Annotated in this window: 13 protein-coding genes; 2 read left to right on the forward strand and 11 right to left on the reverse strand. The window is 72.7% G+C overall.

From position 1 onward, the window contains the following. Positions 1-2: 2 nt before the first annotated feature. Genes K329_RS0118890 through pdhA form a run of 3 tightly spaced genes read right to left on the reverse strand, consistent with a single transcriptional unit; the run spans position 3 to position 3,556 of the window. The gene (locus tag K329_RS0118890; RefSeq protein ID WP_028474267.1) at positions 3-1,424 is read right to left on the reverse strand and encodes a dihydrolipoamide acetyltransferase family protein; all 1,422 of its coding nucleotides are present in this window, start codon (positions 1,422-1,424) and stop codon (positions 3-5) included. Between the two features lie 12 nt (positions 1,425-1,436). Further along, a complete protein-coding gene (locus K329_RS0118895) occupies positions 1,437-2,420 on the reverse strand; it encodes an alpha-ketoacid dehydrogenase subunit beta (RefSeq protein ID WP_028474268.1) in 984 nt (327 codons plus the stop codon). After that, complete coding sequence (pdhA, locus tag K329_RS0118900) at positions 2,417-3,556, reverse strand: pyruvate dehydrogenase (acetyl-transferring) E1 component subunit alpha (protein ID WP_028474269.1); 1,140 nt, start codon at positions 3,554-3,556, stop codon at positions 2,417-2,419. Before pdhA ends, K329_RS0118895 begins: the two co-directional genes overlap by 4 nt. 288 nt (positions 3,557-3,844) lie before the next feature. On the opposite strand from pdhA, the gene K329_RS0118905 reads away from it, so the two are divergent. Beyond that, positions 3,845-4,057 (forward strand): hypervirulence associated TUDOR domain-containing protein, encoded by a 213-nt coding sequence (locus tag K329_RS0118905; protein ID WP_028474270.1) that lies wholly within the window; start codon positions 3,845-3,847, stop codon positions 4,055-4,057. A 21-nt stretch (positions 4,058-4,078) separates the two neighbouring features. Here the strand turns inward: K329_RS0118905 and K329_RS0118910 are convergent, their stop codons facing one another. The 8 genes from K329_RS0118910 to K329_RS31525 form a co-directional block, all read right to left on the reverse strand. Further along, the gene (locus K329_RS0118910; RefSeq protein WP_028474271.1) at positions 4,079-5,014 is read right to left on the reverse strand and encodes a cation diffusion facilitator family transporter; all 936 of its coding nucleotides are present in this window, start codon (positions 5,012-5,014) and stop codon (positions 4,079-4,081) included. Positions 5,015-5,127: 113 nt separating this feature from the next. Beyond that, entirely contained in the window at positions 5,128-6,150 is a 1,023-nt protein-coding gene (locus K329_RS28015; RefSeq protein WP_043644222.1) for a glutathione S-transferase family protein, read from the reverse strand. Between the two features lie 9 nt (positions 6,151-6,159). After that, positions 6,160-7,170, reverse strand: coding sequence for a hypothetical protein (locus tag K329_RS0118920; RefSeq protein WP_028474272.1), 1,011 nt, complete (start codon positions 7,168-7,170; stop codon positions 6,160-6,162). A 34-nt stretch (positions 7,171-7,204) separates the two neighbouring features. Beyond that, positions 7,205-8,185: a zinc-binding metallopeptidase family protein gene (locus K329_RS0118925; protein ID WP_028474273.1), complete on the reverse strand. Its 981-nt coding sequence runs from the start codon at positions 8,183-8,185 to the stop codon at positions 7,205-7,207. 97 nt (positions 8,186-8,282) lie between these two features. Continuing rightward, positions 8,283-9,176, reverse strand: coding sequence for a DUF2510 domain-containing protein (locus K329_RS31520; protein WP_028474274.1), 894 nt, complete (start codon positions 9,174-9,176; stop codon positions 8,283-8,285). A gap of 40 nt (positions 9,177-9,216) precedes the next feature. Further along, positions 9,217-10,212, reverse strand: coding sequence for a DUF2510 domain-containing protein (locus K329_RS29885; protein WP_169721617.1), 996 nt, complete (start codon positions 10,210-10,212; stop codon positions 9,217-9,219). A gap of 106 nt (positions 10,213-10,318) precedes the next feature. Continuing rightward, entirely contained in the window at positions 10,319-11,266 is a 948-nt protein-coding gene (locus tag K329_RS0118940; RefSeq protein WP_028474276.1) for an Rv0361 family membrane protein, read from the reverse strand. A gap of 41 nt (positions 11,267-11,307) precedes the next feature. Continuing rightward, positions 11,308-12,081, reverse strand: a complete 774-nt coding sequence (locus K329_RS31525; protein ID WP_211225911.1) for a DUF2510 domain-containing protein — start codon at positions 12,079-12,081, stop codon at positions 11,308-11,310. A 70-nt stretch (positions 12,082-12,151) separates the two neighbouring features. Here K329_RS31525 and K329_RS0118950 point away from each other — a divergent pair, with 70 nt between their 5' ends. Continuing rightward, on the forward strand, positions 12,152-12,589 hold the full coding sequence (locus tag K329_RS0118950) for a hypothetical protein (protein ID WP_084541439.1): 438 nt from the start codon (positions 12,152-12,154) through the stop codon (positions 12,587-12,589). Positions 12,590-12,595: the final 6 nt, after the last annotated feature.

A 12,595-nucleotide genomic window follows, 5' to 3' on the forward strand; every position in this document is an offset into this window, starting at 1 on the left:
GGTCAGAGCAGGAGCCCGTTCGCCGGGTCCTCCATCACCGAGGCGACGTCGGCGAGGAAGCGCGAGCCGGCCTGACCGTCGATGTGCCGGTGGTCGAACGAGAGCGTCAGGGTCGCGACGTCGCGCACCGCCAGCTCGGACGAGCCGTCCTCCGCCGTCACCACCCAGGGCTGCTTCACGACCTGCCCGAAGCAGAGGATCGCCGACTCCCCCGGGTTGATGATCGGCGTGCCCCCGTCGATGCCGAACACCCCGACGTTCGTGATCGTGAACGTGCCGCCGGCCATGTCGGCGGGCTGGGTCCGACCCTCCCGCGCCGTGGCGGTCAGCTCGGCGAGCGCGCCCGCGAGGTCGACGAGCGGCAACGTGTCGGCCGACTTCACGTTCGGTACGACGAGGCCCCGCGGCGTCGCCGCCGCGATGCCCAGGTTGACCCGGTCGCGCAGGACGACCTCGCCGTCACCGCCCGCGGCGTCGGTGTCGAACCAGGAGTTCAGCAGCGGCGAGCGTCGCATCGCGAGCGTCACGGCCCGCGACAGCACGAGCAGCGGCGAGACCTTCACGTCCCGGAACTCCCGGCGGGCGCGCAGCTGCTCGACGTACGCCAGCGTGCCCGTCACGTCGAGGGTCTTCCAGATCGTCACGTGCGGCGCCGTGAACGCCGAGGCCACCATGGCCTGGGCCATGGCCTTGCGCACGCCCTTGACGGGCTCGCGCTGCTCTCCGCCCGTGCCCGCCACCGCCGGTGCCTGGTGCGTCACGGGGCGCGGAGCCTCCGCGGTGGGCGCCGGCGCCTCCGGCTGCTCCCGGACGGCGCCGGCCACCGCGCGCTCCACGTCCTCGCGCGACACGGTGCCGTGGGGCCCCGTGGCCGCGACCGTCGCGAGGTCGACGCCGAGCTCACGGGCCAGCAGCCGCACCGGCGGCTTGGCGAGCACGGGGGCGTCGACGGCCTCGGGCTGCGGGCTGACCACGGCCTCCGGCGTACGGCGCGGGCGTCGCTGCGCGCTCGTCTCCCGCGGGCCGTAGCCCACCAGCGTCGGGTTGCCCTCGGGCGGGACGTTGGTGTCGATCGGCTCGTCGACCGCCGGAGGGGCGGACGGCACCTCGACCTCCACGACGCTCGCCGCGGCGGGCTCCTCGACGGGCGGTGCGGCCAGCGCCGGCGGAGGAGCCGCCGGGGCGGCGGCGGGCTCGCCCACGACGATGATCGGCGTGCCGACGGCGACCGTCTCGCCGACCTCGACGAGCAGGGCGGTGACCTCCCCGCCGTACGGGCTGGGCAGCTCGACCACGGACTTCGCGGTCTCGATGTCGACGATCGGGTCGTTGACCTCGATGACGTCGCCGACCTTGACGTGCCAGGCGACGATCTCGGCCTCGGTGAGGCCCTCGCCGACGTCGGGCAGCTTGAACTCAGGCATGCGGCAGCCCTCTCAGAACGCGAACGAGCGGTCGACGGCGTCGAGCACGCGGTCGAGGTCGGGCAGGAAGTGGTGCTCGTTGCGGGCGGCCGGGTAGGGCGTGTCGAACCCGCCGACGCGCAGCACGGGCGCCTGGAGCGAGTAGAAGCACTCCTCAGTGATGCGGGCCGAGAGCTCCGAGCCCATGCCGAGGTTGCGGTGCGCCTCGTGGGCGACGACCGCGCGGCCGGTGCGCCGGACGGACGCGAGCACCGGACCCATGTCGAGCGGCGAGAGCGTGCGCAGGTCGATCACCTCGACCGAGCGGCCCTCGCTGACCGCCGCCTCGGCCGCGGCGAGGCACGTGCGCACCATCGGGCCGTACGCCAGGAGCGTGACGTCGTCGCCGCGCCGCACGACCTGCGAGGTGAACAGCGGCGGGGGCGCCACGGACGTGTCGAGGTCGGCCTTGTCGGCGTGGTACTGCCGCTTCGGCTCGAGGAAGATCACCGGGTCGTCGCTGGCGATCGCCTGCTGGATCATCCAGTAGCCGTCGACCGGGTTCGAGCAGGCGACCACCTTGAGGCCCGGGGTGTGCGCGAACTGCGCCTCCGGGCTCTCGGAGTGGTGCTCGACCGCGCCGATGCCGCCGCCGAAGGGGATGCGGATGACGAGCGGCAGGGGCACCTTGCCCTGGCTGCGGTAGGACATCTTCGCGACCTGGGTGACGATCTGGTCGTAGGCGGGGTAGACGAACCCGTCGAACTGGATCTCGATCACGGGGCGGTAGCCGCGCATCGCGAGGCCGACCGCGGTGCCGACGATCCCGGACTCCGCCAGCGGCGAGTCGAGCACGCGGCGCTCCCCGAAGTCCTTCTGCAGGCCGTCGGTGATGCGGAAGACGCCGCCGAGACGGCCGACGTCCTCGCCCATCAGCATGACCTTGTCGTCCTGCTCCATCGCGGCGCGGAGGCCGGCGTTGAGACCCTTCGCGAGGGTGATGCGGCTGGTGCTCATCGGGAGACCTCCTCGAACTGGGCGAGGTAGGCCGCGTACGAGTCGCGCTGCTCGGCGAGCTCGTCGGGCACCTCGGCGTACACGTGGTCGAACAGGGCGAGCGGCGCCGGGTCGGGCAGCTCGTGGCAGCCGCGACGCAGGGTGGCGCCGAGGTCGGCGGCCTCCTCGGCCAGGCTCGCGAGCCAGGCGTCGTCGACGGCGTCGGCGCGGCGCAGGTAGGCCTCGACGCGGGCGATCGGGTCCTTGCGCTTCCAGGCGTCGACGTCGTTGCCGGAGCGGTAGCGGGTGGGGTCGTCCGTCGTCGTGTGGGCGCCCATCCGGTAGGTGTAGGCCTCCACGAAGGTCGGGCCCTGGCCGCTGCGGGCGCGGTCGGTCGTGGCGCGCATGACGGCGTACGTCGCGAGCACGTCGTTGCCGTCGACCCGCACGCCGGGGAAGCCGAAGCCGGGGGCGCGCCAGTGCAGCGGCGTGCGCGACTGGCGCTCGATCGGCGCCGAGATGGCCCACTGGTTGTTCTGGCAGTAGAAGACGACCGGGGCGTTGTAGGTGGCCGCGAAGACGAACGACTCGAGCACGTCGCCCTGGCTGGAGGCCCCGTCGCCGAAGTGGGCGACGGCCACCGCGTCGCGGTCGAGGTCGCCGGTGCCGACGTCGCCGTCGGCCTCGATGCCCATCGCGTAGCCCACCGCGTGCAGCGCCTGCGCGCCGATGACGACGGTGTAGAGACCGAAGTTGTGGTCCTTCGGGTCCCAGCCGCCGTGGTCGATGCCGCGGAAGAGGCCGAGGAGCCGGACCGGGTCGAGCCCCCGCACCCACGCGACGCCGTGCTCGCGGTAGGTCGGGAAGATGAAGTCCTGCCGGCGGGTGCCGTGGGCCGCGCCGATCTGCGCCGCCTCCTGGCCGAGCAGCTGGGCCCAGATGCCGAGCTCGCCGTGACGCTGGAGCGCGGTGGCCTCGGTGTCGATGCGACGGGCCATCACCATGTCGCGGTAGAAGGTGCGCACCAGGTCGTCGTCGCCGTCGAAGGCGTAGTCGGGGTGCTCGCGCCGCTCCCCGTCCGGGGTGAGCAGCTGCACGTAGTCGGGCTCGCACTCGGCCGACTCGTGGGCCGTGGGGGCGCCGGTCAAGATCGTCATGACACGCTCCTCGCTCGGCTGCGGGATCACCGCCTCCGGGCTCGTCGTGACGACGCCGTACGACGCGGGGGTGGGCGCCGGACCGGAGTCGTCGGTCTGCAGATGTGTGACCCAGGTCATACGGGCCTGGCGCCACGGTAGCCGACGGAGCGCGGCCGCGCACGCCGCCGTCCCCAGCACGCACCGGAGGGCATACGGCGGACCGTGCCGGAGGCCGGAAGTGCGGCGGCCGATCGGGCCCCGCACGGGTGAGCCTGCGGTGGCCCGGGCCGCCGTACGTTGGGCGGCATGAGCATCCGCACCGGCACGACCGTCACCTGGAAGTGGGGCAGCTCCAACGCGAGCGGGAAGGTGACCGAGGTCCACCACGACAAGGTCACCCGCACGTCGAAGGGCTCCGAGATCACCCGCGACGGCAGCGACGACGACCCCGCCTACGTCATCGAGCAGGAGGACGGCACCGTCGTGCTCAAGCTGCGCAGCGAGGTCGAGCGGGGGTAGGGGTCGACCCGGACCCAGCCCCTAGTGCGCCTCGCCGAGGTCCTCGTGCTGGCGGTGGGTGGCGGGCTCGATCTGGAACGTCGCGTGCCGGACGGCGAAGTGGTCCGAGACGCAGTGGCTCACCCGGTCGAGCATGCCGCCGACGCCGTACGCCTCGAGCGCCTCGTCGCTGACCGTGACGTGGGCCGAGAGGCTGGGGAGGCCGGAGGTGATCGTCCAGGCGTGCAGGTCGTGCACGTCGAGCACGCCGTCCATGTCGCGGATGTGGCGCGTGACCTCCTCGAGGTCGAGCTCCTCGGGGGCCACCTCGAGCAGCACGCGCAGGGAGTCCCGGGCCAGCGTCAGCGCCCGCGGCAGGATCATCACCGCGATGAGCAGCGACGCGATCGGGTCGGCGCGCTGGAAGTCGGTGAGCAGGATGACGACGCCGGCGAGGATGGCGAAGACCGAGCCGAGGAGGTCCGCCATCACCTCCATCAGCGCGCCCCGCAGGTTGAGCGAGCCCGTGTCGGAGCGGCTCAGCACGGCCATGGAGACGCCGTTCGCCAGCAGGCCGGTGAGCGCGAACAGGATCATCGGCAGGGCATCGACCTCGCCCGGGTCGAACAGCCGCGAGATCCCGACGTACAGCAGCACGCCCCCGAGCCCGAGCAGCACCACCGCGTTCGCGAGGGCGGCGAGCACCTCCGCGCGGTGGTAGCCGAAGGTCGAGCGCTCCCCGGCCGGGCGGGCCGCGACGTACGACGCCCCGAGCGCCAGCAGCACGCCGCCGGCGTCCATCGCCATGTGGGCCGAGTCGGCGACGAGGGCGAGCGAGCCGGTGAGCCAGCCGCCGAAGGCCTGCAGGACCATGACCGACCCGGTGACGCCCAGGACGATCTTCAGCCGGCGACGGTCACCCGCGCGGCCCTCGCCGTGCGTGCCCCCGCCGTGCCCGTGTCCGTGACCGTGGCCCATCGCGCCTCCTCGACAGCGTCGCGCCGACCTCGTCGGTCCGGTCCGCTCCGTCGCGGACGATACCCCCGAGGGGTATCTTGCGGCTGGTTCTCATTCGCCCCCGGGGCGACGGCTCAGACCGCGAACGACGGCGTGGGGCCGAGGGCCTCGCGTCCGTGCGGGGTGGTCCACGACGCGAGGTCGGGGCCCTTCGGCACGATGCCCGACGGGTTGATGTCGGTGTGCACCACGTAGTAGTGCGCCTTGATCTGCTCGAAGTCGGTGTTGTCGCCGAAGCCGGGCAGCGCGAAGAGGTCGCGGGCGTAGGCCCACAGCGCCGGCATCTCGCTCAGCTTGTTGCGGTTGCACTTGAAGTGGCCGTGGTAGACGGGGTCGAACCGCGTCAGCGTGGTGAAGAGCCGCACGTCGGCCTCGGTCAGCCGGTCGCCCATCAGGAAGCGGCGGTCGGTGAGGCGCTCCTCGAGCCAGTCGAGGGCGGTGAAGAGCCGGTCGTAGGCCGCGTCGTACGTCTCCTGCGACCCCGCGAACCCGCACCGGTAGACGCCGTTGTTCACCTCGGTGAAGACACGCTTGTTGACGACCTCCATCTCCTCGCGGAGGTCATCGGGCCACAGGTCGGGGGCATCGGCGCGGTGGTGGTCGCGCCACTCGGCGCTGAGGTCGTAGGTGATCCACGGGAAGTCGTTCGTGACGACCTGCCCCGTCGCCACCTCGACCACCGCGGGCACCGTGATGCCGCGCGGGTAGTCGGGGAACCGCGCGAAGTAGGCCTCCTGCAGGCGCTCGATGCCGAGCACCGGGTCGCGGCCGTCGGGGTCGAGGTCGAAGGTCCACGAGCGCTTGTCGTGCGTGGGGCCCGGCGTGCCGAGCGAGATGACGTCCTCGAGCCCGAGCAGCTGCCGCACGATGATCGCGCGGTTGGCCCACGGGCACGCCTTCGCGGCGACGAGCCGGTAGCGACCCGGCTCCGCGGCCCACAACGGCACGTCGTCGGGTCCGTACGACGGCCGACGGGGCTCGCCCGTCGCGGCGTCGACGGCGGTGATGCGGTCCGGGATGTAGTTCATGTCCCGGTCGAACTCCTTGCCCGCCGTGACGTACGTCGGGGTCTGGTCGTCGGTCGGCTCGGCGCTCATGCCCCCAGCCTAGGAGGAGCGCCCTGGCGCGCCTGGCTCCTGCCGGTACGGCGCGAGCGGCTGCACCGCGTAGGGGTCGCCGGACGACCGCTCGTCCGCGCCGTCGTACGTCCCGCGCTCGTCGTCCGCACCGGGGCGCACGGGCCGGGAGCGGTCGCGCCGCCGGAGCACCGAGGCGGCGACGAGGCACAGCAGGGCGACCACGAGACCGACCCCCACCGCGATCCACGCCCGGGTGCGCAGGCCGCCGAGGAGCACGTCGACCACCGCGCCGACGAGGTCGCGGTCGGCCGAGCTGACCCGCAGTCCGACGACGTCGGAGGCGACCGAGAGGCCGGCGAGGAGCACGCCGCAGGTGAGCGCCGTGCCGAGGCCGGCGACGACCCCGACGCGCAGGCGGGTGCGGCCCGGGGCCACCAGCACCGCCGCGAGCAGGACCACGACGGCGGCGATCGGCACCCAGAGCCCGGCGCTGACGACCGGGTCGTAGGCGTCGCGCACGTCGTCGAGGTCCGAGGCCGGCAGCACCCGGAACGTCATCGGGTTGCCGCTCGGCTCCGCCAGCGTGAGCCCGCGGGAGGAGAGCTCGGCGAGGGCCGCGTCGAGCAGCGGCTCGAGCGACACCGTGATGTAGCCGCCCTCGACCTCGGCCGCACCGGGCTCGCCGCGCATGAGCGCCACGAACTGCTCGTGCGCCACCTGGTTCGCCGAGCGCCAGGCGCTGTCGAACTCGTCGCTCGTCAGGACGGTGCCGACGACCTCGTCGATCTGGGCGCGGCCCGCGTCGTCGAGCACGACCCCGGCGGGCGAGTCCTGCACCACCCGCGTGACCGCCGACGTCAGCCGCGTCGTCACCTCGCCGACGACGACGGGGTCGTCGGTCAGCTCGCCGACCGTGTCGACGTACGCCGGGGTGTCGTCCACCTGGCTGGCCGCCCACGACGCCACGAGAGCGGCCGGCACGAGGAGGCACACCACCAGCGCGAGCAGGTAGGCGACGATCGAGCGCAGCGCGCGCATGGGTCCTCCGGGGTGGTCGGGGTCGGGCCGTCCGTCAGTCTCCCGCGAGCGAGGCCACGAACTCCAACTTCTCGAGCACGGGGTCCGGAATGACGAACGGGTAGAGGTCGTCCTTGCCCATCGACTTGTTGATCTGGTTCAGCGCCACGCTCAGCGGCACCCACACGCCCACGACGAGGTCGCGGAACGAGCTGAACGCCGAGGGGTTGATGGTGACGAGGCCCTGCTCCGCCGCGGTGTCGACCGTGTCGGAGATGTGGAGGTAGTGCGCGAAGGTCTCCGCGAAGTCCTCGAACGGGTGCATGGTCGCGTAGGTCGTGATGAAGCGCTCCTCCCAGTCCTCGGGCGGGCCCTCGTCGTAGTGGCGGTCGATCTCGGCCTGGTAGTCGGCCGTGTCGTCGCCGAACAGCTCGCGGCAGCGGGCGAGCACCTCGTCGCCCTGCACGAGCCGGTACTCGATGTAGTGGCCCACCTCGTGGCGGAGGTGACCGAGCATGGTGCGGTAGGGCTCGCCCAGGTCGACCCGGACGCGCTCGCGGCGGGCGTCGTCGCTCTCCGCCAGGTCGATGGTGATGACCCCGTCGGCGTGGCCGATGACCACGTTCTGGTCGACCGAGCTGAGCATGTCGAAGCAGAGGCCCGACTCAGGGTCCTCGTCGCGACCCACGACCGGGAACCCGCGCGTGTCCAGCTCGACCACGAGGCGACGCTTCGCCGCCTCGGCCGCCGGGAACTGGCTCATGCCCTCGGCGTCGGTGTCGGCCGGCCGGGTGCGGGTGAGGTCGCAGGCGAAGCAGGTGCCCCCCTCGAGCTCGGTCAGCCAGGTGCAGCCCGAGACGTTGAGGTTGGCGCAGACGTGCCAGACGGCGCCCGAGGCGTCGACGTACTGCCCGTCCTCGACGGGCACGATCGCACGCTCGGCGCGGGAGAACCCGAGCGCCGAGCCGCACGAGACGCAGAGGGAGTTCTCGAAGAAGAGCACGTTCTCGCACGTGCGGCAGCGGAAGGACTTCACGGCCCGAATAGTAGGGGCGCAGCCCCCACTCGCCGCTTCGCCGGGACGCCCACCCCCGCAGGGGTGATCGTCCCGGCGAGGGGCGGGGAGCCGGGGCTCAGACGAACGTGTCGACCTTCCACTCGCCGTCCTCGACGACCAGGCCGATCGTGCCCTCGTCGGTCTCCGGCTCGGTCGGCGCGGCGGAGGCGTCCGGGCCGTCGCCGGTGTAGGTCGTGGTGACCTCGTAGTCGACCGTCGCCTCCTGGTCGCTCTCCTCCACGTCGGTGATCTCGAAGTCGAAGGTGATGCCCTCGGAGAACTCGCCCAGCGCCTCGGGGTCGGCGCAGAACTCGTCGATGCCGGTGTCGCTCGACGTCGACGAGAGCATCCCGAGGAGCGTGTCGCACTCGCCGTTGCCGATGGCCTCGAGGAACGTCAGGGCCACCTCGTCGGGATCCTCGGAGGGGGCGTCGGTGTCGGTGTCAGGGTCGTCCGACTCGGACTCGTCGTCCGTCGGGTCGTCGGTGCTGTCCGTGCTGTCGGTCGACTCGCTGCTGTCGTCGCTCGCGCGGTCGTTGTCGTCGTCACCGTCCGAGTCACGGATGACGAAGAAGTAGAGGACGAGGGCGACCACGAGCAGCACGGCGACCACCGCCGCGATGATCGCGATCAGCTTGCCCTTGCCCTTGCGGGGAGGCGTGCCGCCCGCGGCGACCGGGGCCGCCCCCCACTGGCCGGGCTGACCCTGCGGGCCCTGCCCGTACGACGGCAGACCCGGGCCCTGCTGACCCGGGCCCTGCTGCCCGTACGACGCGGGCTCGCCGCCCTGCGCGGGCTCGCCGCCCTGCGCGGGCAGGTGGGCCGTCGGGGCGGGCCCCTCCTCGGGGGAGGAGCCGCCCTCGGCCGGCTGGGTGTGCCCGGTCCACTGGTTGCCGTCCCACCAACGGCGGCCGCCGGAGCCGTCGGGATACCAGCCGGCGGAGGTCTGGCCGCTCGTGTCGTCGCTCATGAGGTGCGATGTACCCCGGCGGTCACCCCCGTAACCGGAGTCAGCCGGGAATCTCGTCGCTGTCGACGACCCAGGTGCCGCCCTCGTAGGCGAGGTCGAGGGAGTCGGTCGACGTCTCGTCGGTGAAGCCGGCCGCCAGGTCGGGGTCGCTGCCGATGTAGGAGAGCGTGGTCTCGTAGTCGACCGTGCCGCTCTCGCCGTCGGGGTCGACCGTCAGGTCGGTGATCTCGTAGGTGATCTCGACGTCGTCACGGGTGATCCCGGCGTCGGTGAGGTCCTCCTCCTCCGCGGCCTGGGCCCCCTCGCCGACACCGGCGCAGTCGGTGGCGTCGAAGTAGCTGAAGTTGAGCGTCTGCACGCTCTCGCTGCTCAGCTCGCAGACCTGCTCGTAGTCGCTCGCCACGTAGGCGGTGAGGAACTCGTCCGCCAGCTCCTCGGCGTCGGCCTCGCTGCCGCCGTCACCGGAGTCGTCGCTCGACTCGTCGTCCGTCGGCTCGTCGTCGGTCGGGTCGTCGGAGGAGTCCGTGCTGGACGAGTCGTCGCGCGCCGTGTCGCGGTCGCTGTCGTCGTCGCCGCCCAGGAACACGATCGCCAGGACGATGCCGACGATCACGACGAGCGCCACGCCGCCGATGATCGCGTAGAGCGGGCCCTTGCTCTTCTTCGGCGCCCCGCCGGGGGTGCCCGCGCCGTACGGCGCCTGGCCGTAGGGCTGCTGGCCGTAGGACTGCTGCCCGTAGGCGTCCTGGCCGTACGGCTGCTGCCCGTACGACGGCTGCCCCGCCCCGGGGTAGCCGCCCTGCTCGTAGCCGGGGGCCGCCGGGGCCTGGCCGAAGGGGTCCTGGCCGAACGGGGCCTGGCCCTGCGCGGTCGCGCCGTACCCGCCGTCGGAGGTGCCCTGCTCGGGGTTCGAGAGGTCGCTGCCGGCGGGGCGGGTCTGCTCGGTCCACTCCTGGCCGTCCCACCACCGCTCACCGCCGGACCCGTCCGGATACCACCCCGCCGGAGTACCGCCCTGCCCGCTCGAGTCGCTCATGGGCACCATGGTGGACCACGACGACGCCCCGGGCGACGTCAACCCAGGATCTGGTCCAGGTCCAGGTCCAGGTCCAGGTCGCCGTCGCCCGGGGCGAGGGGTCGCGTCAGATGACGCCCAGCTGCTCGAGCACCTCGATCTCCTCGGGCGTGAAGCCGAACGACTCCAGGTCCTCGGGGGTCAGGTCCAGCGACTCGAACTCCTCGAGGTCCTCGGGGGTGAGACCGAAGTCCTCGGGGTCGAAGGAGCCGAGGTCGTCGGGGCTGATCGATCCCAGGTCGTCGGGGTCCAGCGACTCGAGCTCGTCGGGGTCGATGCCGAGGTCGTCCGGGTCGAGGGACTCCAGGTCGTCGGGGTCGATCGACTCGAGGTCGTCGGGGGGCTCGATCCCCTCCACCTCGGGCACGTCGGCCGTGAGACCGCCGGCGATTCCGCCCGTCACCCTCCAGTCGCCGTCCTCGCGCACGAGGTCGAGCTCGTCGTCGGACGTCTCGCCGTCGACGGTGACGGAGTACTCCACGGTGGCGTCGTCGCCGTCCTCGGTGACGTCGCCGATCTCGAAGGAGATGTCGGGGTCCTCGGGCACCTCGACGCCGGAGTCCTCGGCCTGCCGGCGCAGCTCCTCCTCCTGGTCGTCCGCCCAGTCGCTCGCCTCCGCGCAGTCACCGGCGCCGTCGGCGGACTCGAGGAGCGCCTCCTGGTCGTCGGCGGCCGTCAGGTCGCAGAGCGTCTCGAAGTCCGAGTCCGCGGCGGCGTTGAGGTAGTCGTCGGCGACCTCCTCCGGGCCGCCCCCGCCGCGCAGGAAGAAGAACCAGACCGCGGCGATCGCCGCGAGCGCCACCACCAGCGCGAGCACGGCCGCGATCACCTTGCCCTTGCCGCCCTTGCGGCCCTGGCCGGGCCCCGGGGTCGGCTGCCCGGGGTGCCCGGGCGGGCCCTGGGGCGCCGCCGGCTGGGTGTGCGGGGTCCACCCCTCGCCGTCCCACCAACGGGTCTGGCCGGTGTTGTCGGGGTACCAGCCCGGCGGCGTGCCGCCGCTGCGGTGATCGCTCATGGCGCGGGACCTACCCCTCCCGCCCGGCGGTCAATCCTGCGTCAGAAGACGCCCCCGGCGTCGACCCGCCACTCCCCGTCCTCCTTGACGAGCTCCAGCTCCTCCGTCGAGGTCTCCCCGAGCGAGTCCTCGTAGAACTCGGCGAGGTCCTCGTCGTCGCCGACGTACGTCGTCGTGCCGTCGACGGTGACGGTCGCCGACTCCCCGTCGTCCGCCTCGGAGACGTCGGTGATCTCGAACTCGTACTCGAAGTCCTCGAGCTGGAACTCCGCGCCGTCGAGCTGCTCGGCGACCGCATCGTCGACGTCGTCGCAGCTGTCGACGTCGAGCTCCTCCAGCGAGGTCTCCTGGCTGGAGGAGCTGCTCAGCTCGCAGACCCGGCCGAAGTCGCCCGCCGTGCCGGCGTCCAGGTAGTCGCGCGCCACGCCCTCGGGGTCGTTGCCGCCGCCGCGGAGCACGGTGAACACCAGGACCAGCACGATCACGACGACGACCAGCACGACACCGCCGACGATCGCGAGCAGCTTCCGGTTGCCCTTCCGGCCGCCGGAGCCCGGCTGCTGCTGCCAGCCCTGGTCGCCGTACCCCTGCTGGCCGTACCCCTGCTGGCCGTGGCCCTGCTGGCCCGCGTTCCCCTGCGGGGCGTACCCCTGCTGGGCGCCGTACCCCTGCTGGGGAGCCGCGCCGGGCGCCGGCTGCGTGTGGTCGGTCCACCGCTGCCCGTCCCACCAACGCTGCCCGCCCGAGCCGTCGGGGTACCACCCCGCGGGGGTTCCGCCCTGGCCGCCCGATCCGTGCTGTCCACCGTCGCTCATGCGGGCATCCTGCCCGATCCGGCCGTCCGGCGCAGGCGTGGCCGGGGTGGGAACGGGGTAGAGCGACGCCATGTCGACCACCGCCGGACGCTCCCGCCGCCCCAGCACCACCGTCGTGGCGATCGTCGGCATCGCCGCCGTCGCCATCGTGCTCGGGGTCGGTGCCGCCGCCTTCCTGCTGCTCCGCGGCGACTCCCCGGAAGACGTCGTGGAGAAGGTCTACGAGAGCACCGCCTGCAGCGAGGAGCGCGAGCTGATGACCGACGAGTACGCCCGGGAGAGCGGCCTCGACGACGTCGACAGCGAGTACTGCACCACCTACAACGACTTCCGGTACGACGCGGAGGTCGGCGAGGCCGAGATCGACGGCGACACCGCGACCGTGCCGGTCGATGTGACCGTGGACCCCGACGAGGGCGAGACCTACGACCTCACCGGCACCTTCACGCTGACGGAGGTCGACGGCGAGTGGCTCGTGTCGGGCACCGAGTTCGACGAGGCGAGCTGACCGGAG

Source organism: Nocardioides alkalitolerans DSM 16699 (assembly GCF_000426525.1).
In the GTDB taxonomy this organism is placed as follows: domain Bacteria; phylum Actinomycetota; class Actinomycetes; order Propionibacteriales; family Nocardioidaceae; genus Nocardioides; species Nocardioides alkalitolerans.